A 21,352-nucleotide genomic window follows, 5' to 3' on the forward strand; every position below is an offset into this window, starting at 1 on the left:
AAGCCCGCTCCCACAGGCCACAGCTAGCATTCAGGCATTGCATCTGACCTCCGGTCTTACGGACAACAGAATTCAAGGCAGGTAAGAAATGAGCGCTATCAACGTCTTCCAGCAAAACCCCGGCGCCGAGGCCAAGGCCCAGTCGCCACTGCACCACGCCGACCTGGCCAGCCTGGTTGGCAAAGGCCGCAAGAACGCAGGCGTGACCCTGCGCGAGAAGAAGTTCCTCGGTCACCTGACCCTGCGTGGCGACGGCCATGACCCGGAATTCGCCGCAGGCGTGCACAAGGCCCTGGGCCTGGAGCTGCCGGTGGCCCTGACCGTGGTCGCCAACAGCGAGATCTCGCTGCAATGGATGGGGCCGGACGAGTGGTTGCTGATCGTTCCCGGTGGCCAGGAGTACGCCGTCGAGCAGAAGCTGCGCGCGGCCCTCGAAGGCAAGCACATCCAGGTGGTCAACGTCAGCGGCGGGCAAAGCCTGTTGGAACTGCGCGGCCCGAACGTGCGCGAAGTGCTGATGAAATCCACCAGCTATGATGTTCATCCGAACAACTTCCCGGTGGGCAAGGCCGTGGGCACCGTGTTCGCCAAGTCGCAACTGGTGATCCGCCGCACCGCCGAAGACACCTGGGAGCTGGTGATTCGCCGCAGCTTCGCCGACTACTGGTGGCTGTGGCTGCAAGACGCTTCGGCCGAGTACGGCCTGAGCATCGAGGCCTAAGGAGAACATGACATGAGTCGGGCACCGGATACCTGGATTCTCACCGCCGACTGCCCGAGCATGCTCGGCACCGTCGACGTGGTGACGCGTTACCTCTTCGAGCAGCGCTGCTACGTCACCGAGCACCATTCCTTCGATGACCGGCAGTCGGGGCGCTTCTTCATTCGCGTCGAATTCCGCCAGCCGGACGATTTCGACGAGGTCGGCTTTCGTGCCGGCCTCGGCGAGCGCAGCGAAGCGTTCGGCATGGCCTTCGAGCTGACCGCGCCGAATCACCGCCCCAAGGTGGTGATCATGGTGTCCAAGGCCGACCACTGCCTGAACGACCTGCTGTATCGGCAGCGCATTGGTCAGCTGTCGATGGACGTGGTGGCGGTGGTGTCCAACCACCCTGACCTGGAGCCGCTGGCGCAGTGGCACAAGATCCCCTACTACCACTTCGCCCTCGACCCCAAGGACAAGGCCGGGCAAGAGCGCAAGGTGCTGCAGGTGATCGAGGAAAGCGGCGCCGAGCTGGTGATCCTTGCCCGCTACATGCAGGTGCTGTCGCCCGAGCTGTGCCGGCGCCTGGATGGCTGGGCGATCAACATTCACCACTCGTTGCTGCCGGGTTTCAAGGGCGCCAAGCCTTATCACCAGGCGTACAACAAGGGCGTGAAGATGGTCGGCGCCACGGCGCACTACATCAACAACGACCTCGACGAAGGGCCGATCATTGCCCAGGGCGTCGAGGTGGTGGACCACAGCCACTATCCGGAAGACTTGATTGCCAAGGGGCGGGACATCGAATGCCTGACCCTGGCGCGGGCGGTGGGGTATCACATCGAGCGGCGGGTGTTCCTTAACGCCAATCGGACTGTGGTTCTGTAGCGTCTGTACTGGCCACTTCGCGGGACAAGCCCGCTCCCACAAGGTCACCGCCATGTTCGATACAGCGGTGAACCTGTGGGAGCGGGCTTGTCCCGCGAATGGCCCCACCCCTTCTGGCCTGCCGTAAAAAGGCATCTCCCTGTCGCTTCCAGTCACTGCGACATCCCCCATCAGGCCCACAATTCCCTGCATCCCAGTACCACATGCCGCCCACGGATGGCGGCGCTTCAACCAACGCTGCATAAATACAAATCAAGCGAGGTAAGAGCATGTCTGGCAATCGTGGAGTGGTGTATCTCGGCGCTGGCAAGGTCGAAGTACAGAAGATCGACTACCCGAAAATGCAGGACCCGCGCGGCAAGAAGATCGAACACGGCGTCATCCTCAAGGTGGTCTCCACCAACATCTGCGGCTCCGACCAGCACATGGTCCGCGGCCGCACCACTGCCCAGGTCGGCCTGGTGCTGGGCCACGAAATCACCGGTGAAATCGTCGAGATGGGGCGTGACGTCGAACGCCTGAAGATCGGTGACCTGGTGTCCGTACCGTTCAACGTCGCCTGCGGCCGCTGCCGCTCGTGCAAAGAGATGCACACCGGCGTCTGCCTCACCGTCAACCCGGCCCGCGCCGGTGGTGCCTACGGTTATGTCGACATGGGCGACTGGACCGGCGGCCAGGCTGAGTACGTGCTGGTGCCCTACGCCGACTTCAACCTGCTGAAACTGCCGGACCGCGACAAGGCCATGGAGAAGATCCGTGACCTGACCTGCCTGTCCGATATCCTGCCAACCGGCTATCACGGTGCCGTGACGGCCGGCGTTGGCCCAGGCAGCACCGTTTACGTAGCGGGCGCCGGCCCGGTCGGCCTGGCAGCGGCTGCCTCGGCCCGCCTGCTGGGCGCTGCCTGCGTCATCGTCGGCGACCTCAACCCACTGCGCCTGGCACACGCCAAGTCCCAGGGCTTCGAAGTGGTCGACTTGTCCAAGGACACCCCGCTGCACGAGCAGATCATCGATATCCTCGGTGAGCCTGAAGTGGATTGCGCCGTCGATGCCGTAGGCTTCGAAGCCCGTGGCCATGGTCATGAAGGCGCCAAGCACGAGGCCCCGGCTACCGTGCTGAACTCGCTGATGCAGGTGACCCGCGTTGCCGGCAACATCGGTATTCCTGGCCTGTACGTGACCGAAGACCCAGGCGCGGTCGATGCCGCCGCCAAGATCGGCGCGCTGAGCATCCGCTTCGGCCTTGGCTGGGCGAAATCGCACAGCTTCCACACCGGCCAGACTCCGACCATGAAGTACAACCGTCAGCTGATGCAGGCGATCATGTGGGACCGTATCAACATCGCTGAAGTGGTGGGTGTGCAGGTCATCAGCCTGGATCAGGCGCCGGAAGGGTATGGCGAGTTCGATGCGGGTGTGCCGAAGAAGTTTGTGATTGATCCGCACAAGACCTTTAGCGCGGCGTGATGTGAAGTTGTAAACAAAGCCCCTCATGAGAGGGGCTTTGTTTTGCACTTCAATAATCGAACCTTGGACTGTAGTAGGCGCTACCTCTCAAGTCGCTTGCGCGTTGCACGAAGTCGGGAAGGTTGTGACTTGGTGATGGACTAGGAGAGCGACTGCTTGCCGGTGAGGAGTCTCTTGAAGAGCTTGCTGACAACGAAGTGTCGGAAGAGTAACGGCGTGCTCGGGGTGCAGGGCTGTGCCGTAGATGACGATTTGGCTGAACGCGCCCCACCGGACGCGATCGAGCATGTAGCACAGCGGGCAGAACCTCGATCAAACGACCGTTGGTGGCACCAGTCGGCCAGGGACGGGGAGCATCAGTGCTGATGGTTGCTATCGGTATGTCTATGGACGCTGATGCTGGTAGCGCTGCCTGTGCTGGCTGAACCTCTGTAGAGCTGGCTGTAGCGGGTCTGGGTGTTGGTGTGATGGATACACGCTGCCGGTGGGTCCGAGGCAAGGATGTGGCAATGACCACTTTTCCGTTGGTTCCGGTGAAGGGCAGCTGACGCTGTCGAAGTCCAAGAAATTTGGTAATGGCTTTTGCCAGAACGGGCAGGCTGATATGGCCCGAGGGGTCGACCTGGTTGACGGGATCACCATGGCAGTAACAGTAGGCGTTCAAGCCTGCCGTTGAAAAAGGGCTCCAGCTATCAGGTGAGCTAAAACGCATGAGTGTCGAGTTGTAGGAACGATATCCATTGCCTAACAAGGCACTTTTGATCACCTGGTCATAGCGCTCACCATTGAAACCAAGCAGCGTCAGGAACGAGGGCAGAGTGGGGTCATGCCCGTAACTTGAGTAGGCGTGCGGCTCCTCTTCTTCATCGCCATTTACCTGCAGCACAGAACCCTTGTCATCGGTTGCCAGCAGCCCGGTGACAGATGCTTCGCCCGTCTGCTGTTCTGCCAGAGGCATTTCGGCATTGCGGAAGATGGCGCGGTTTTGGTCACCTTGTTTGACGGTGATCAGCTTGTCGCCTTGGTAGAAGAACAGTGTGTTGCTCGATGATCTGCTCATGGTTTCGGATCCTTTCAGTTTTGCGTATCGATTATCAGGTGATTAGCCTAAATGCGCTGGCGCGAAGTTTTTGCAATTCATCGTTTGAATCGCTGATTTTTTTTCTAATATATTCAGCTTGTTCTTTAAGTTGCGCGACCTCACGTTTCTCTTTTTGTGGAATAAACTGATGGGTGATTTGTTTTTCAATGATTCCAGCGTTCAGCTTAGATATCTGCTTGATTGTTTCGGATCGCGCTACATCTAACTCCATGATTTCATTCGCTACCAATTGTGCGTTTATCCGGTCTCTATCTGAGCGGTAAAAGGTATTGTCCGATTTGACATTAAGTTGATTTTTTTGCGGATAAACAGTTTTTGATGCCGGTGGTGGGGTGCTGTAATCGCGGTAAACCCAGGTGGTCGCTTTCGGGTATTTAGCCGTTTTTTGCGGTGCTGCAGGGGAGGGTATATTGCCGCGAATAGGCTTTCTAATTATTTGTGGGGTATTGCCGGAGGGGTCTATTAGGTTTATTGGGTCGCCGTTGCAGTACGCGTAAGAATTAAATCCACCTGCTGCAAAAGGACTTAGATAATCGGGCGAGAAGAATCGCATCAGTGTTGGGTGGTAGGCGCGTTGACCATTGCCTAATGAATAAGCCCCCGAGCCTAAATAACAAATCTCGCCATTGAAACCGAGTGCTGTCAGGTTCGAGGGTAGATTCGGGGCATGCCCATAGGCAGAAAAACTGTGTTCTTCTTCCTCATCGTCCACTTGCACCTTGAGCACAGAACCCTTGTCATCCGTGGCCAGTAGCCCGGCCTCAGAGGCATCCCCCGTCTGCCGTTCGGCCAGGGGCATATCGGCATTGCGAAAGATGGCGCGTTGCTGGCTGCCCTGTTTGAGGCTGACGAGCTTGTCGCGCTGATAGAAGAACAATGTGTTGTTCAATGATCTGCTCATGGCTTCGGCCTCCTGCAGCGTTGATGAAAACGTTGTCCCAGGGGGTCATTCTGAACAGTCGGCAGATTAATGAAACTGGCAAAAATGATAGGTGCTACCGGGGCAATTGTTCGTGGCCTTGCCCCGGTATGGGGCGTATCAGTGCATCATTCCGAGCTCGGCATCATCCAGCAGCGCCTTGGCCATTGCGCTCAGGTAGTGAGAGGCCCAGATCAGTTGCTGGTCGCCTTCCATCAGGCCTGTGAGGGTCATGTCCCGCACATAGCCCATCAGCTCCGAGGCCTGTTCGCGGGCGCTTTGGCAAGGGATGCCTGGGGCGATGCAGAACAGCGGTTGGGTTTGGCCTTCGCCTTGAAAGAAGAGGGTCTTGCCCACGGTGGTTTTGGTGTCGTCGGTGGTCATTGTTCGATCTCCCTGAAAGTTCTTTACTGCCAGGCCTGGGCCTATCGCCGGCAAGCCGGCTCCCACAATGTCCTGCGCAGGGCCTGAGGCATGTGACGCCCCTCCCTGTGGGAGCCGGCTTGCCGGCGATGAGGCCAGACCAGGCAACACACGACTTGAACCCTAGTGCAGCGTCCGCGGCTCCACGGGCATCTGCGCCTGGATCAACGCGGACTCAAGCAGCACCCGCAGCGCTTCGAGCTCATGCATCGTGGCCATCATCAGAATCGAAACCGGTGATTTGGGCTGCAGCAGGATTGCCTGGTGCGCGACGGTTTGGGCGCACAGTGCATAGTCCGTAGCCTGGATGAGGGTGTCTTCGAGAGAGTGGGGATTGTGAGGTGGATCGGGGACGATTTTTAACATAATTGTTCTCCTGGTTAAGGGAGCTCGTCACCGTCTGCTGTCAAACAGAAAGGTGGCAGCTGTACATGGGTTGACAGACCGGTAGGAAGAACGAAACCCGGCGCACCGAAGTGCCCCACGTACAGCCGCCATAAAGGCAAAACCATCGTTCTAACCTAGTCAGCCTGTCAAAGCTGATCGCCGCTTTCGCAACGACCGCCCGAGACTAGTGCGCAACCCAGGTCACCGCAATGGCTTAAGGGGTTTGGGAGTATGTTTCAGAAATTTCCTACAAGGAATAGGTTAAATCGTAGATTTTTGCGGAAAAAGCGGTTGGCACATGCTGCTAGCCGACACTGCTCATCGCAGGCTTATTCACGATGTGCAGCGTCGGCGGTTTCACTCATCAGCGCGCATTCGAGCAGAACTCGTAGTACTTCGAGCTCATGCACGTTGGCCATCATCAGAACCGAGACCGGTTGCAGTAGCCCTGCTACGCGACGATAGGTCACTTGAGTCAGTCAAGACCTGAACGAATATTGTGCTGATGTATTCTGGTTTGATTAAATGCTCGAAAGAATGCATCGTCTCCCATCTTCTCCTTGTATATGTTGATTTCTTCTTGCATGGCACCCTGCTGTGCTTTTACGCTGTCCATCGTTGCTTGGGAATCGGCGATAATGTGCTTTAATTCGACGCGCCTGCGTACGATTTCTTCTTTGACGTTAGCAGCTTTCGCAACTGTGTCCGGGTGGGGCTTAGTCTTTAATCCGCTTTCGCCTCGTTGGTTAATGCCATAGGATTTGTCTATATTGGCATACCTGGTGTTCAATCCGTTAAGTTCTGCAGTGGCGGCATTCCTTGCCTTGTTGGCAGACCTGAAATTGTCGTTGAGGTTGGCGTTTTTCTTGACCAGTTCTATGACTCTATTATGCATAGCCTCTCTGGGTACAGGATGAGGTGCCCTTCGCCTCATCATATGGCCAGTCGGGTCGGTGAAGTTAATCGGATCGTCAGAGCAATATGCATATGCGTTAATGCCGCCGTGTTCGAAGGGCGACAAATTGTCAGGTGATAGAAATCGCATAAGTGAAGGAGAAAAGCAGCGATAGCCATTCCCGAGCAAGTAGGTGCTTGATAGGCGGTCAAGCCGCTCGCCGTTAAAGGCCAGCCCACTGGTGTCCAATGGCTTGTCTTCCGATGCACCATAAGCAGTATAGGATCGAGGCCCAGAATCCTCCAAGCATTCGTATCGTAACACTGAACTGTTTGAGTCAGTGGCTAGCAGCGTACTATGCTCTTGAGAAAACACGACTGCAGCTAGTTGGTCTGATGTGCGAAAGACCGTCGCGTAGTGTCCAGCTTTTTTGATTGTTGCAATTACATTTGCTGTATAAAAATAATGAGTAGCTTCTTTTGCAGTTGGCATGGCGGTACGTCCTGAGTGAAAACGCTGAGACCCAGTCTCGGCAGTTTGGGCGCCGTTTGACAACTGGCAGAAATGCTAGGTTTTTAGCTGTAATTGCTCGTGAATAAGCGTAAGTCGAGCTTGCAGATCTGGTCTGGAACGAAATTCGCGGCCAACAGTCCAACGACTCGTTTCCCCGGCCATCCCGGCCCACGAGGTCCCTCCCGATGAAAGCATTCACCCTGGCAACCCTGATGACCCTGGCCGCAAGCCCGGTGTTCGCCTTCAACCTCAGCGACGCCGCCAACGCCGTGTCGGCCATGCAGAACCAGAACCCACAGGGCCAGGTGCAGGCGCCCGAGGGGCAGGCCAATCTGCTCAATACCTTGGGCAGCGAGCTGAAGATCACGCCCGAACAAGCCGTGGGCGGGGCGGGGGCCATGCTGGGGTTGGCGCGCAACAATCTGAGCAGCGATGACTATGGCCAGCTGACCAAGGCCGTGCCGGGCCTCGACCTGCTGTCGGGCGCCAATGCGCTGGGCGGCTTGAGTGGCCTGGGCGAGTTGCTGGGCGAGAACAGTGAAAGCCAGTCGGCGCTGAGCAATGCCCTGGGCAACAACGTCGAGAACCGCAACGACCTGGACACTGCGTTCAAGGCACTGGGGATGGACACCGGGATGATCGGCCAGTTTGCCCCGCTGATCCTGCAGTACCTCGGCCAGCAGGGCATCGCCGGGTCGCTGTTGCAGAACCTGGGGAGCCTGTGGACCACGCCGGCGCCCGCGACCACGCCCTCGGTTTGATTGACACTGTTTCAATTGACTACGTTGTAGTGGCGTAGCTTTTCGTAAGCGATAGCACCTGAGGCAATCAACGACGAGTCGAGTCCGAATACTGACTGCACGGATGCTGAATGGACAATGTCGAGGTGCTGGCGAGCTACCACCAGCTCCTTTATCGCGTATCCGCTATGCGTTTATGTCTCCAGATAATTGCGCGAATGACTTACGCGCACGGTCGAACTCAGCAGCCAACTTCTCCAGTGCATTGAGACGTATTTGCCGGATGCCTGGGGAAAGCTTGATCTTTTTGTTAACCATGTAGTGACTGGCCAGGTAAAACTGGCTCAGATTTCGCTGGAGGTTGTCGGCTGAGGTGACCGCGTTAATGTCGACTTGATAATAGCGTCTTCGCTCTGCAAATAAGCTCAGGCCTGAACGCTGGTGCAGGATAGACGCGCCAGGCGCTTTCTTGGGTCGGGCGGGGTCGTAGGAGCGTAGTGTGAGCGTTTCATCGCTCAGGCCGGGTTGCGGATTCCAATTGGAGTATTCAGGTTTAGACGCGACTTGTTTTTTGGAATGGGCGCTAGGTACGGGGCCTGAAGGCCGTCGTAGTGGCACGGATTTCGCCAATGGAGCCTGCCCGACAGGATTCAGTTTCACGGCCAGCAATTCAGCTACGCTAACGTGCCCTGTCGAGTCGGAGAAATTCACAGGATCACCCAAACAGTAGGTGTATGCGTTGATGCCACCTTCTGCGAAAGGGCTAAGATCATCCGGGGTATGGAAGCGCCGAAGTATAGGGCTGTAAGTACGATACCCCTGACCTAGCATATACGCCCCGATCAGTTGCTCACGGTGTTCACCATTGAAGCCGAGACGAGTCGCCGCCGGTTGTGAGCGTGGGTCATGCCCATAGGCCGTGTAGGCGTACACCATTCGAGCCTGCCCGCTGCGCATCTGCAGCAGTGACTTCTGCATATCTGTCATCAACAAACGGGTTTCAACTTCCGAGTTGTTCCCACGCCGTTCAGCCAACGGCTGATCCGCTCCGCGCAGCAGTGTCAGACTTTGCGCACCCTCAATCTCAAGCGTGAGCTGTTCACGATGGTAGAAGTACAGGCGTTGGTTCACGAAGCTGGCCTCGAATGGGGGGACTGTGTTCCGTTCAGTCTCCCCGCCAAAGGCGCCTGCAACAACTGACAAAAATGCTAGGCAGACGCCCCCGGCAAACCGAGATCGACTCCGAAGATCAGCCTGCCTCGGAGAAGTCCACCACACGCATCTGCCGCCGGAAGCCGGCGGTAAGTACGGCCAGATACGCCAGTCCCAGCGCAAACCAGCACAGACCAATCACCATGGTCAGCGCCGACAGGCTGGTCCACAGCCACAAGGTCAGGCTCAACCCCACCAGCGGCACCGCGCCATAGCACAGCAGGCCTTTGAGGTTGCGCTGTGCGCTGTCGTCCATCAGGTGTGTCTTCACCACCGCCAGGTTCACCGCCGAGAACGCCACCAGCGCGCCAAAGCTGATCAGCGAGGCCAGGGTGGAAAGGTCGATTACCAGCGCCAGCAGCGAAAACGCCGACACCAGCAGGATGGCGAACACCGGCGTGCCGAGGCGTGGCGACAGGTGGCCGAAGGTACGCTGCGGCAGCACCCGGTCGCGGCCCATGGTGTAGAGAATGCGCGACACCGCGGCCTGGGAGGCCAGTGCCGAGCCCAGGCTGCCAGCCACATAGGCGGCGGTGAAGAAGTTGGCCAGGAACTGCCCGCCCGCCTTGAACATCACTTCATTGGCGGCGGCATCGGCGTTGGCGAAGGTGCTGCCGGGCAGCACCAGCTGGCTCACATAGGCCAGCACGGTGAACAGCAGGCCGGCGAACAGGGTGGTGAGGATGATTGCACGCGGCACGTCGCGGCGGGCGTCGCGGCTTTCCTCGGCCAAGGTGGATACTGCGTCGAAGCCCAGGAACGACAGGCACAGTACCGCAGCGCCAGCCATCAGCGGGCCGAAGCCGGGTGCGCTGCCATCACCGCTCAGCGGCGTCAGCCAGTCGATTGGCTGGCCGTTGCCCAGGGTCTGCCACGACAGCGCCACGAACACGCCGATGAACACGATCTGCGCGCCGACGATCAGGTTGCTGGTCTTGGCCACCGAGTTGATGCCGACCACGTTGAGCACGGTCACCAGGGCGATGGAGGCGAGCACGAAGGCCCAGGCGGGCACCGCCGGGAAGGCGATGTTGAGGAACAGGCCGATCAGCAGGTAGTTGATCATCGGCAGGAACAGGTAGTCGAGCAGCAGCGACCAGCCGGCCAGAAAGCCGACGTTCTGGCCGAAGGCCATGTTGGTGTAGGAATACGCCGAGCCCGCGACCGGGAAGCGCTTGACCATGAAACTGTAGGACGCGGCGGTGAACAGCATGGCCAGCAGGGTGACCAGGTAGGCGCCGGCGGTGCGGCCACCGGTGAGTTCGGTGACGATGCCGTAGGTGGTGAAGATGGTCAGGGGGACCATGTAGACCAGGCCGAAGAACACCAGGGCGGGCAGGCCGAGGACGCGGCGGAGCTGGGGCGGGGTGGAGCTAGGTTGGTTGGCCATTGATCGATCCAGGCTTTTTTGTAGTTGTGCTTTGATCGATTTTTATCCACTTAGGTGGGGTGTGACAAAGAAGTATTCCTAATGCTGACTATTAGCCAGGGTTTTAATGGGTATTGCAGGGTATTCAGTGGCCTCTTCGCGGGCTTGCCCCGCGAAGAGGCCGGTCCAGACTGACGGCTTAGCCCATCTCCCCGCGCAGCTGCTCGATCCGCTGATCCTTCTCCTCCCACACCTGATTCACCCAGGCCTGCACGGTCTGGCGGAAGGCCGGATCATTCTCGTAATCCCCCGCCCACAAGGCCGGGTCCAGTTCACGCACGCGAATGTCGATAATCACCCGACTGATGCTGCCATTGAGCAAGGCCCAGAAGCCTGGCGCCTTGTTGCCGGGATACACGATGGTCACGTCCAGTAGCGCATCGAGCTGCTCGCCCAGCGCCGCCAGCACGAATGCCACGCCGCCGGCCTTGGGCTTGAGCAGGTAGCGATAGGGTGACTGCTGTTCCCGGTGCTTGGCCTCGGTGAAGCGCGTGCCTTCCAGGTAGTTGACCACGGTCACCGGCTGGCGCTTGAACAGCTCGCAGGCGGCCTTGGTGATCTCCAGGTCCTTGCCCTTGAGTTCGGGGTGCTTGTCCAGAAACGCCTTGCTGTAGCGCTTCATGAACGGGTAATCCAGCCCCCACCAGGCCAGGCCCAGCAGCGGCACCCAGATCAGCTCCTTCTTGAGGAAGAACTTGAAGAACGGCGTGCGCCGGTTGAGGCTCTCGATCAGCGCCGGGATGTCGACCCAGGTCTGGTGGTTGCTGACGGCCAGGTAGGAGGTGTCCTTGCGCAGGTTCTCGACGCCGCGGATATCCCACTGGGTCGGGATGCACAGGGCGAAAATGGCCTTGTCGATTTCCGACCAGGTTTCGGCCACCCACATCACCGCCCACGAGGCATAGTCACGCCCACGGCCCGGCAGGACCAGTTTGAGCAGGGCGAAGACCAGCAGCGGGCAGATCAACACCACAGTGTTGAGCAGCAGCAGGGTGGTCGTGAGAATGCCAGTGAACAGGCGACGCATAAGGAAACTCGTGTTGTGAAAGTAAGCAGTGGGCAATGATAAGCAGGGCTGCGTCCTACGCCAAATGTGCAATTGCCTGCGGCGGGGACAAATGTTTCACATTATGTTGTTTAGCCTTGTGTCAGCGAACCTATCCTGCCTGTGCAGTCTAAGCACTGACCCCTTACAAGGAAGCCTGCCCTGTGAAATCCATGCTTGCCCTGTTATCGCTGCTGGCGCTGCCAGTCATGGCCGCCGAGCCGACGATCTATGGCCGTTACGAGAACATTGCCTTGCCTGAGCTTGGCGAAACGCTGAAAGCCAAGATGGACACCGGTGCCTACACCGCGTCGCTGTCGGCCAAGGACATCGAGCGTTTTACCCGTGATGGCGACGACTGGGTGCGCTTCCGCCTGGCGACCAAGGATGCCGACGGCAAGGTCTACGAGCACAAGCTGGCGCGTATCAGCAAGATCAAGAACCGTTCCGACGAAGAGGAGGAGGGCGATGCGCCGGAGCTTTCGCAGCGGCCGGTGGTCGACCTGGAGCTGTGCCTGGGGGATGAGAAGCGCACCGTGGAGGTGAACCTGGTGGACCGCAGCAGCTTCAACTATCCGTTGCTGGTGGGGGCCAAGGCGCTGCGCGAGTTCAAGGCGGCGGTGAACCCGGCGAAGCGGTTTACCGCGGGCAAGCCTGACTGCTGATGGTTTCAGGCTGTACCGGCCCTATCGCCGGCAAGCCGGCTCCCACAAGTACTCCGCTGTTCCCAAGTTCAGCAGTGTACCTGTGGGAGCGGGCTTGTCCCGCGAAGAGGCCCGTCAGACCACCGGCGCTGTCGCAATCATCGAAGGCCGCTTGCTCACCTCGGCATACCACGCCGCCAACCCTGGCTGACGCGCTCGCCAGCCAAACTCAGGCTGGCGCAGGTCCAGATACCCCAGCGCACAGGCCACGCCAATCGCCACCAGATCAAACCCCGAAATCAGCTCCGCCAGGTGCTCCTGCTCCAGGTTGGCCAAACTGCGCCGAATCTTCTCGCCCTGCGCCTCCAGCCAGCCATCCCAGCGTTTGTCCTCCGGTCGCAAGAAGCTTTCATAGCGCGACGACACCGCCGCGTCCATGATCGCATCGGCCTGCGACATCAGGGCCATGCGCCGCCAGCGCGCCGAGCCCTCGCGGGGCAGCAGCGGCAGGCCGACATGCTGCAGGTCGAGGTACTCGCAGATCACCCGGCTGTCGTGCAGCACGGTGCCGTCTTCCAGGCGCAGGGCCGGGATCTTGCCGATCGGGTTGCCCCGGTTGAGCTGCTCGTCACCGCTCACCGGGCTGATGTTCACCGGCTGCAGGGCCACGCGGTCAAGCTGGCCGGTCTCGTGCAGCACCACCATGACCTTGCGCACGAACGGCGACAACGGCGAGTGGAACAGGGTCATCGTGGCCATGGCTCAGTTGCCTTGCAGGCTGGGCGGCAGGCACACGCCGGTGCCGCCGATGCCGCAGTAGCCGTCCGGGTTCTTGGCCAGGTACTGCTGGTGGTAGGCCTCGGCGAAGTACACGGTCGGTGCCTGGTCGATCTCGGTGGTGATTTCGCCGAAGCCGGCCTTGCTCAGCTCGGCCTGGAAGGCGTCGCGGCTAGCCTGGGCTTCTTCGAGCTGCTGCGGCGAGGTGCAGAAGATGGCCGAGCGGTACTGGGTGCCGATGTCGTTGCCCTGGCGCATGCCTTGGGTCGGGTTGTGCAGCTCCCAGAACATCGCCAGCAGTTCGCGGTAGCTGACGCGGTCCTTGTCGAACACCACCAGCACCACTTCGGTGTGGCCGGTCAGGCCCGAGCAGACTTCTTCGTAGGTGGGGTTGGGGGTGAAGCCGCCGGCATAGCCGACCACGGTGCTGACCACGCCTTCACGCTGCCAGAAGCGGCGCTCGGCGCCCCAGAAGCAGCCCAGGCCGAAGATGGCGAAGTCGATGCTGCCTTCGAAGAACGGGCCGAGCAGCGGGGTGCCTTCGAACACGTAGTGGAACTCGGGCAGGGTCATCGGGGTTTCGCGGCCGGGCAGGGCTTGCTCGGCGGTTGGCATGACGTTTTTGTTCACCAGGATTTCCGAACGCAGGACCATGGCCGTTCCTCTGTTTGTCAGTTGGATAGGGGGTGGGGCCATCGCCGGCTTGCCGGCGGTGAGGCCCGAATGGACTCTATAGTGCCCGAGCTTGGCGCAGCTGTCAGTCCATTGGACCGCGCGGATAGCGCTTGAGTTTTTCCGCCAGCTCACGCCCCGGAATCGGCCGGTCGAACAGGTAGCCCTGGCCCACGTCGCAGCGGTGCCGACGCAGGAATGCCAACTGCTCCGGCGTCTCGATCCCTTCGGCCACCACCTTCAGCTTGAGGTTGTGCGCCATGGCCACCACCGCCGAGGTGATCTCCATGTCGTCCTGGTTGTCGGGGATCTCGTTGATGAAGCTGCGGTCGATCTTGATGATGTCGATCGGAAACTTCTTCAGGTAGCTCAGCGACGAATAACCGGTGCCGAAGTCGTCCATGGCCAGGGTCAGGCCCAGGGCCTTGAGCTCATCGAGCTGGCGGTGGGTGTCTTCGCTGGCCTCCAGCAGCAGGCCTTCGGTCAGCTCCAGCTCCAGCAGGTGCGGGGGCAGGGCTTCTTCCTTGAGGATCGTGCCGATCGACGCCACCAGGTCGGGGTCGGAAAACTGCTTGGGCGAGAGGTTGATGGCCACGTGCAGGTTGCCCATGCCGGCCTCGCGCAGTTGCTGGCTCATGCAGCACGCCTGGCGGACCACCCACTTGCCGATGGGAATGATCAGGCCGGTTTCCTCGGCCACGCTGATGAACTGGTCGGGGCGGATCATGCCGCGCTCGGGGTGGTTCCAGCGCAGCAGCGCTTCCAGGCCCAGCAGGCGACCGCTGCGCAGGCACAGCTTGGGCTGGTAGAACACCTCCAGCTCGTTCTGGGTCAGGGCGCGGCGCAGGTTGTTCTCGACGAACAGCTTGTAGCTGGCCTCGGCATTGAGCACTTCGGTGAACACCTGCACCTGATGCTTGCCGTTGGCTTTGGCCTTGTGCAGGGCCAGGCCTGCGTTCTTCATCAGGGTGGTCGGGTCGCTGCCGTGCAGCGGCGCGCAGGCCAGGCCCACCGAGGCGGTCACGTTGATCAACTGGTTGTCGACGAACATCGGCTTGTCGAGGGTGCGCAGCAGTTGCAGCGCTACGCCCTGGCCGTCTTCCAGGCTGGTGTCGTCGAGCAGCACGGCGAATTCGTTGCTGGCAAAACGGGCCAGCACGCCGCTGGCGCTGAGGCTGTTGCGCAGGCGCCGGGCCAGGCTGATCAGCAGTTTGTCGCCGGTCTGGTGGCCGAGGCTGTCGTTGATCCGCTTGAAGTTGTCGATGTCCACCAGCAGCAGGCAGGTCGAGCTGTCGCCTTCGCGGGCGAAGCGCTCGTCGAGGCTGCGGATGAACGCTGGGCGGTTGCCCAGGTTGGTCAGGTTGTCGGTGTAGGCCAGGCGCTCGATGCGCTGCTGGGCCAGCTTGGTCTGGGTGACGTCTTCGTAGATGCCGATGTAGTGGGTCAGCTCGCGGTTGTCGCCGTAGACCTTGGAGATCGACAGCTGGCCCCAGTACGGTTCGAGGTTCTTGCGCCGGCTCTTGAACTCGCCTTGCCAGCTGTTGCCCATGGCCAGGCTCGACGGCGAGTCGAACAGCAGTTCGCTGAGGTTCTCCAGCGCCGGCAGCTCGGCCAGGTGGTGGCCCTGGACCTCCTCGGTGCTGTACTGGGTGATCGCCGTGAAGCTGGGGTTGACGTACTCCACCACGCCATCGCGGTTGACCAGCAGGAACGCGCTGGCGCTCTGCTCCACGGCGCGCTGGAACAGGTGCAGGGCGCTGGCGGCGGTGCGCCGGTTGTGGTTGGTGATGACCTGGGCGAACTGGTCGGCCAGCTCGCCGGCGAAGGCGATTTCATCCGATTGCCAGGTGCGCGGCTGGCCGGTCTGCTCCAGGCACAGCACGCCGACCACCTGGCCATCGACACGGATACTGGCGTCGAGCATGGCGTTGTTGTCGGCGTACAGGCTCTCGGCCAGTTCACGGGTGCGCGGATCGTGGTTGGCGTTGTGCGCATCGATGGCGCGGCTGGCGTGCAGGGCTTCCAGATAGTCGGGAAAGCGGCTGGCGTCGATAGGGTCGGGCAGGCGATGGATCTGCTCGTTGCGCAGCCAGGCGCTGATCGGCTCCAGGCGTTGTTCTTCCAGGTGCCAGATGCTGGCGCTGTCGACTTTGTAGATTTCGCAGGCACTGCGGGTGATCAACTGCGCGGCTTCCAGCAGCGAGTTCTCGGCGCTGTAGCGTTGGCGGGCCAGACGCAGGATCAGGTCCTGCTGGCCGCGCACGCGCTCCAGGTGTTCGAGCTGCTCTTGCTGGGCGCGCTGGTTGAGTTGCAGGGCCAGTTCGAGGCGGTTGTTGCGGGACTCGAGATCGGTGGCATCCAGCTCGTCGTCTTCGTCTTCGAGCACCGTGAGGAACCCGCGCAGGAGCTGGCGGTTGTGCTGCTTGAACGCTTCGCCGGCCTCCAGGATGCGCAGCGTGCGCGCCTGTGCGTGCAAGGTGTAGCGCACGCGGTAATAGCTGCGGCGGTTGAGCTGCAGCTGGATTTCGTCGTGCAGCCGGTAGCGCGCTTCCGGCTCCATGAGGCTGGCATAGGGTGCGTCGATCAGCGCACACAGCGCGGAGGCTGGCAGCCCGAACTGGCGCTCGCAGGCGGGGTCGAGGTAGAGCATCGCCCAGGTCGCTTCGTTGAGCCTTTCGAAACGCAGCATGCCGAGCCGCGAGGGCACGGGAAGCTGCGTGACGACCTCGGCCGCCACACGGCTGGCGGCATCGGGTTGGCTTTTCATCGAAGACTCGCTTGAAGAGGGAGACGCGGCCTGGGCGGCGGCGCATCTGGCAAGGTTGCATCATGTCCCCAGGGCTGGCAAGCGGCCATGTGGCGTGTCATGGGTATGTTTTCGGCGGCGGGGCGGGAAACTGAAGGTTGCTGCGGAACTGGGGCTGCTTTGCAGCCCATTCGCGGGACAAGCCCGCTCCCACAGAGACCCCACCAAGCCAGAGATTGACGCTGTACCTGTGGGAGCGGGCTTGTCCCGCGAATGGGGCGGCACAGGCAAAAAAAAGCCCCGCCAATTGACGGGGTTGAGGTACGAGCGTGGCAGCTCGAAAAAGGTACCTGCCTCCCCGAAGGAAGGCAGGTTGGCTGCGTGTTACAGCAGCATGGTGCGGATATCGCCCAGCACGTCGCCCAGGCGCTTGGTGAAGCGCGCGGCGGCAGCGCCGTTGATCACACGGTGATCGTAGGACAGCGACAGCGGCAGCATCAGCTTCGGCTGGAAGGCCTTGCCATCCCAGACCGGCTGCATGGTGGCCTTGGACACACCGAGGATCGCCACCTCAGGCGCGTTGACGATCGGCGTGAAGCCGGTGCCGCCAATGTGGCCGAGGCTGGAGATGGTGAAGCAGGCGCCCTGCATGTCGTCGGCGGACAGCTTCTTGGTGCGGGCTTTCTCGGCGAGCGAGGCAGCTTCGGCAGCCAGTTGCAGCAGGCTCTTCTGGTCGACGTTCTTGATCACAGGGACCAGCAGGCCGTCCGGGGTGTCCACGGCGAAGCCGATGTGCACGTACTTCTTGCGGATGATGGCCTTGCCGCTTGGCGCCAGCGAGCTGTTGAAGTCCGGCAGTTCCTTGAGCAGGAAGGCGCAGGCCTTGAGCAGCAGTGGCAGCACGGTCAGCTTGACGCCAGCCTTCTCGGCCACAGCCTTCTGCGCAACGCGGAAGGCTTCCAGCTCGGTGATGTCGGCGGAGTCGAACTGGGTCACGTGCGGCACGTTCAGCCAGCTGCGGTGCAGGTTGTTGGCACCGACCTGCATCAGGCGGGTCAGGGCCACTTCTTCCACTTCACCGAACTTGCTGAAGTCCACGGCCGGGATCGGCGGGATGCCAGCGCCGCCGGTTGCGCCGGCGGCTGCCGGGGCTTCCTTGGCCTTTTGCATCATGGCTTTGACGTAGACCTGCACGTCTTCTTTCAGGATGCGGCCGTGCGGGCCGGTAGCGGCAACCGCGCCCAGCTCGACACCGAATTCACGGGCCAGTTGGCGAACCGCCGGGCCTGCGTGAACCTTGGCGTTGTTGCCGGCAGCCGGTGCGGTGGCAACCGGAGCAGGAGCAGCGGCAGCCGGAGCAGCAGCAGGTGCGGCGGCCGGAGCGGCTTCAGCCTTGGCTGGCGCAGCAGCGGCCGGAGCCGGTGCTGCAGCCGGGACAGCGCCAGCGACTTTCAGCTTGAAGATCAGGTCGCCAGTGCCGACTTCATCTTCGAGCTTGCACAGGACTTCTTCGACCACGCCAGCAGCAGGCGACGGGATCTCCATGGAAGCCTTGTCGGACTCCAGGGTGATCAGCGACTGGTCGGCTTCGACGGTGTCGCCGACCTTGACCAGCACTTCGATGATCTTGGCCTTGCCCGACGAACCGATGTCCGGCACGTGGATGTCCTGCACGCTGGCGGCAGCCGGGGCTGCAGCAGGCGCAGGCGCAGCTTCGGCGGCGGGCTTTTCAGCAGCAGCCGGCGCAGCAGCAGGGGCCGCGGCCGGAGCCTCGGGCGCCGCAGCGGCGCCCTCGGCTTCCAGCACCAGCAGTTCGTCGCCTTCTTTCAGGCGGTCGCCCAGCTTGACCTTCAGTTCCTTGATGACACCGGCCTTGGGCGCCGGGATCTCCATGGAGGCCTTGTCGGACTCCAGGGTCAGCAGGCTCTGGTCGGCCTCGATACGGTCACCGACCTTGACGAACAGCTCGATGATTTCACCTTCACCGCTGCCGATGTCAGGTACGCGAATGAGTTCGCTCACTTAAAAATACTCCTCAGCAGTCCAGTGGGTTGCGCTTGTCCGGATCGATGCCGAACTTGACGATAGCGTCAGCCACCACTTTCGGTTCGATCTCGCCACGGTCAGCCAAGGCTTCCAGGGCAGCCAGCACTACGAAGTGGCGGTCGACTTCGAAGAAGTGACGCAGCTTCTTGCGGCTGTCGCTGCGACCGTAACCATCGGTACCCAGGACTTTGAACTCTTTGCTCGGCACCCACTGACGGATCTGCTCGGCGAACAGCTTCATGTAGTCGGTGGAGGCAACAACCGGGCCTTTACGGCCAGCCAGGCACTGCTCGACGTAGGTCTGCTCCGGCTTCTGGCCAGGCTTCAGGCGGTTGGCGCGTTCCACGGCCAGGCCGTCGCGGCGCAGTTCGTTGAAGCTGGTGACGCTCCACACGTCGGCACCGACGTTGAACTCTTCACGCAGGATCTTCGCCGCTTCGCGAACTTCGCGCAGGATGGTGCCGGAGCCCATCAGCTGAACGTGGTGCGCGGCTTCGCGGGTGTCGTCCTCGAGCAGGTACATGCCCTTGATGATGCCTTCCTCGACACCGGCCGGCATGGCTGGCTGCTGGTAGGATTCGTTCATCACGGTGATGTAGTAGAAGATGTCCTGTTGCTCTTCGGTCATCTTCTTCATGCCGTCCTGGATGATCACCGCCAGCTCGTAGCCGTAGGTCGGATCATAGGTGCGGCAGTTCGGGATGGTGCCCGCCATCATGTGGCTGTGACCGTCTTCGTGCTGCAGGCCTTCACCGTTGAGGGTGGTACGGCCGGCGGTACCGCCGATCAGGAAGCCACGGGTGCGGCTGTCGCCAGCGGCCCAGGCCAGGTCGCCGATACGCTGGAAGCCGAACATCGAGTAGAAGATGTAGAACGGCAGCATCGGCTGGTTGTGGCAGCTGTACGAGGTACCGGCAGCGATGAACGACGACATGGCGCCGGCTTCGTTGATGCCTTCCTCGAGGATCTGGCCCTTCTTGTCTTCGCGGTAGAACATCACCTGGTCTTTATCGACTGGCTCGTAGAGCTGGCCGACCGACGAGTAGATGCCCAGCTGGCGGAACATGCCTTCCATACCGAAGGTACGGGCTTCGTCCGGGATGATCGGGACGATGCGCTGGCCGATTTCCTTGTCCTTGACCAGCTGCGCGAGGATCCGCACGAAGGCCATGGTGGTGGAGATTTCGCGGTCGCCCGAACCGTCCAGGATCGCCTTCAGGGTTTCCAGGGACGGGGTCGGCACGCTGAAGCTCTTCGCGCGGCGCTGCGGCACGAAGCCACCCAGTGCGGTACGGCGCTCGGCCAGGTACTTGGCTTCGGCAGAACCTTCTTCGGGCTTGAAGAACGGCAGGTTCTCGAGCTCGCTGTCCTTGACCGGGATGTCGAAGCGGTCACGGAAGTGACGCAGACTGTCGACGTCGACCTTCTTGGTGTTGTGCGCGGTGTTCTTGGCTTCGCCGGCACCGGTACCGTAACCCTTGATGGTCTTGGCCAGGATGACGGTCGGCTGGTCTTTGTGGTTGACCGCCTGGTGGTAGGCCGCATAGACCTTGTACGGGTCGTGGCCACCACGGTTGAGCTTCCAGATCTCGTCGTCGGACAGGTCTTCGACCATGGCCTTGAGCTCTGGGGTGTTGAAGAAGTGCTGACGCACGTAGGCGCCGTCTTTGGCCTTGTAGTTCTGGTACTCGCCGTCGATGACTTCGTCCATGCGACGCTGCAGGGCACCGTTGGTGTCCTTGGCGAACAGTGGGTCCCAGAATCGGCCCCAGACGACCTTGTTGACGTTCCAGCCACCGCCACGGAACACGCCTTCGAGTTCCTGGATGATCTTGCCGTTGCCGCGAACCGGGCCGTCGAGGCGCTGCAGGTTGCAGTTGATGACGAAGATCAGGTTGTCCAGCTTCTCGCGGCCAGCCAGGGCGATCGCGCCCAGGGATTCCGGCTCGTCGCACTCGCCGTCGCCCATGAAGCACCAGACCTTCTGCTTGCCGGCCGGGATGAAGCCACGGGCTTCCAGGTACTTCATGAAGCGCGCCTGGTAGATCGCCTGGATCGGGCCCAGACCCATGGAAACGGTCGGGAACTGCCAGAAGTCAGGCATCAGCCAAGGGTGCGGGTACGAAGACAGGCCTTTGCCGTCCACTTCCTGACGGAAGTTGTTCATCTGGTCTTCGTTGATGCGGCCTTCCATGAAGGCACGGGCGTAGACGCCTGGCGAAGCGTGGCCCTGGAAGAAGATCAGGTCGCCGCCGTGTTCTTCGGTCGGGGCCTGGAAGAAGTAGTTGAAGCCGATGTCGTACAGGGTGGCACTGGAGGCGAAGCTGGAGATGTGGCCACCCAGGTCCGAGTCCTTCAGGTTGGTGCGCATCACCATGGCCAGCGCGTTCCAACGCACCATCGAGCGAATGCGGCGTTCCATGAACAGGTCGCCAGGCATGCGTGCTTCGTGGGTGACAGGGATGGTGTTGCGGTATGGCGTGGTGATTGCGTATGGCAGCTGGGAGCCACTACGGGTGGCCAGCTCGCCCATGCGGGTCATCAGGTAATGAGCGCGGTCTTCGCCTTCTTTGTCGAGGACCGACTCCAGGGCATCCAGCCATTCCTGGGTTTCGATTGGATCGAGGTCTTGCATGGCTTGCTCCAGGGCGGAAAGGCCACCAGAATCGGGGGCCTGAGTTTGCGACTGGCCTTATGGGCAGACGTCGTGAATTCTTGGATTACCGGAGTGTGCACCGGCGG

At 60.9% G+C, this 21,352-nt stretch carries 18 protein-coding genes; 5 read left to right on the top strand and 13 right to left on the bottom strand.

Annotation, left to right across the window (positions count from 1 at the left end; translation table 11 throughout):
• The first annotated feature begins 88 nt into the window (after nucleotides 1-88).
• The 3 genes from PMI38_RS15975 to fdhA all read left to right on the top strand — a co-directional run bounded on the left by PMI38_RS15975 (nucleotide 89) and on the right by fdhA (nucleotide 3,060).
• Nucleotides 89-721, top strand: coding sequence for a sarcosine oxidase subunit gamma (locus PMI38_RS15975; protein ID WP_008095894.1), 633 nt, complete (start codon nucleotides 89-91; stop codon nucleotides 719-721).
• 12 nt (nucleotides 722-733) lie between these two features.
• The gene (gene purU / locus PMI38_RS15980) at nucleotides 734-1,591 is read left to right on the top strand and encodes a formyltetrahydrofolate deformylase (RefSeq protein ID WP_008095897.1); all 858 of its coding nucleotides are present in this window, start codon (nucleotides 734-736) and stop codon (nucleotides 1,589-1,591) included.
• Nucleotides 1,592-1,860: 269 nt separating this feature from the next.
• Nucleotides 1,861-3,060, top strand: coding sequence for a formaldehyde dehydrogenase, glutathione-independent (gene fdhA / locus PMI38_RS15985; RefSeq protein WP_008095899.1), 1,200 nt, complete (start codon nucleotides 1,861-1,863; stop codon nucleotides 3,058-3,060).
• A gap of 49 nt (nucleotides 3,061-3,109) precedes the next feature.
• Here fdhA and PMI38_RS26655 read toward each other — a convergent pair whose 3' ends face one another.
• The 5 genes from PMI38_RS26655 to PMI38_RS26665 all read right to left on the bottom strand — a co-directional run bounded on the left by PMI38_RS26655 (nucleotide 3,110) and on the right by PMI38_RS26665 (nucleotide 7,278).
• Nucleotides 3,110-4,120, bottom strand: coding sequence for an RHS repeat-associated core domain-containing protein (locus tag PMI38_RS26655; protein ID WP_008095901.1), 1,011 nt, complete (start codon nucleotides 4,118-4,120; stop codon nucleotides 3,110-3,112).
• Nucleotides 4,121-4,154: 34 nt separating this feature from the next.
• Nucleotides 4,155-5,063: an RHS repeat-associated core domain-containing protein gene (locus PMI38_RS26660; RefSeq protein ID WP_008095902.1), complete on the bottom strand. Its 909-nt coding sequence runs from the start codon at nucleotides 5,061-5,063 to the stop codon at nucleotides 4,155-4,157.
• A gap of 138 nt (nucleotides 5,064-5,201) precedes the next feature.
• A complete protein-coding gene (locus tag PMI38_RS16000) occupies nucleotides 5,202-5,465 on the bottom strand; it encodes a DUF3077 domain-containing protein (protein WP_008095904.1) in 264 nt (87 codons plus the stop codon).
• Between the two features lie 162 nt (nucleotides 5,466-5,627).
• Nucleotides 5,628-5,870, bottom strand: coding sequence for a hypothetical protein (locus tag PMI38_RS16005; protein WP_008095907.1), 243 nt, complete (start codon nucleotides 5,868-5,870; stop codon nucleotides 5,628-5,630).
• 496 nt (nucleotides 5,871-6,366) lie between these two features.
• Nucleotides 6,367-7,278, bottom strand: a complete 912-nt coding sequence (locus PMI38_RS26665; RefSeq protein WP_008095909.1) for an RHS repeat-associated core domain-containing protein — start codon at nucleotides 7,276-7,278, stop codon at nucleotides 6,367-6,369.
• 206 nt (nucleotides 7,279-7,484) lie between these two features.
• Between PMI38_RS26665 and PMI38_RS16015 the strand changes: the two genes are divergently transcribed.
• Nucleotides 7,485-8,060, top strand: a complete 576-nt coding sequence (locus tag PMI38_RS16015; protein WP_008095912.1) for a DUF2780 domain-containing protein — start codon at nucleotides 7,485-7,487, stop codon at nucleotides 8,058-8,060.
• Between the two features lie 165 nt (nucleotides 8,061-8,225).
• Here PMI38_RS16015 and PMI38_RS26185 read toward each other — a convergent pair whose 3' ends face one another.
• From PMI38_RS26185 to PMI38_RS16030, 3 genes are all read right to left on the bottom strand, one after another.
• Complete coding sequence (locus PMI38_RS26185) at nucleotides 8,226-9,170, bottom strand: RHS repeat-associated core domain-containing protein (protein WP_008095914.1); 945 nt, start codon at nucleotides 9,168-9,170, stop codon at nucleotides 8,226-8,228.
• A 118-nt stretch (nucleotides 9,171-9,288) separates the two neighbouring features.
• Nucleotides 9,289-10,641, bottom strand: coding sequence for an APC family permease (locus tag PMI38_RS16025; protein ID WP_008095915.1), 1,353 nt, complete (start codon nucleotides 10,639-10,641; stop codon nucleotides 9,289-9,291).
• A 178-nt stretch (nucleotides 10,642-10,819) separates the two neighbouring features.
• Nucleotides 10,820-11,707: an acyltransferase gene (locus tag PMI38_RS16030; RefSeq protein ID WP_008095916.1), complete on the bottom strand. Its 888-nt coding sequence runs from the start codon at nucleotides 11,705-11,707 to the stop codon at nucleotides 10,820-10,822.
• A gap of 182 nt (nucleotides 11,708-11,889) precedes the next feature.
• Here PMI38_RS16030 and rloA2 point away from each other — a divergent pair, with 182 nt between their 5' ends.
• Nucleotides 11,890-12,390, top strand: coding sequence for a retropepsin-like aspartic peptidase RloA2 (gene rloA2 / locus PMI38_RS16035; RefSeq protein WP_008095917.1), 501 nt, complete (start codon nucleotides 11,890-11,892; stop codon nucleotides 12,388-12,390).
• A gap of 114 nt (nucleotides 12,391-12,504) precedes the next feature.
• On the opposite strand, the gene PMI38_RS16040 is transcribed toward rloA2, so the two are convergent.
• The 5 genes from PMI38_RS16040 to aceE all read right to left on the bottom strand — a co-directional run bounded on the left by PMI38_RS16040 (nucleotide 12,505) and on the right by aceE (nucleotide 21,245).
• Nucleotides 12,505-13,128, bottom strand: a complete 624-nt coding sequence (locus PMI38_RS16040) for a glutathione S-transferase (protein ID WP_008095918.1) — start codon at nucleotides 13,126-13,128, stop codon at nucleotides 12,505-12,507.
• 3 nt (nucleotides 13,129-13,131) lie between these two features.
• A complete protein-coding gene (msrA, locus tag PMI38_RS16045) occupies nucleotides 13,132-13,800 on the bottom strand; it encodes a peptide-methionine (S)-S-oxide reductase MsrA (protein ID WP_008095919.1) in 669 nt (222 codons plus the stop codon).
• Between the two features lie 103 nt (nucleotides 13,801-13,903).
• Nucleotides 13,904-16,585, bottom strand: coding sequence for a putative bifunctional diguanylate cyclase/phosphodiesterase (locus PMI38_RS16050; protein WP_008095920.1), 2,682 nt, complete (start codon nucleotides 16,583-16,585; stop codon nucleotides 13,904-13,906).
• A gap of 363 nt (nucleotides 16,586-16,948) precedes the next feature.
• Nucleotides 16,949-18,586, bottom strand: a complete 1,638-nt coding sequence (gene aceF / locus PMI38_RS16055; RefSeq protein WP_008095921.1) for a dihydrolipoyllysine-residue acetyltransferase — start codon at nucleotides 18,584-18,586, stop codon at nucleotides 16,949-16,951.
• A gap of 13 nt (nucleotides 18,587-18,599) precedes the next feature.
• On the bottom strand, nucleotides 18,600-21,245 hold the full coding sequence (gene aceE, locus PMI38_RS16060) for a pyruvate dehydrogenase (acetyl-transferring), homodimeric type (RefSeq protein WP_008095922.1): 2,646 nt from the start codon (nucleotides 21,243-21,245) through the stop codon (nucleotides 18,600-18,602).
• Between the last annotated feature and the right edge of the window lie 107 nt (nucleotides 21,246-21,352).

The organism is Pseudomonas sp. GM84, assembly GCF_000282535.1.
Lineage (GTDB): Bacteria > Pseudomonadota > Gammaproteobacteria > Pseudomonadales > Pseudomonadaceae > Aquipseudomonas.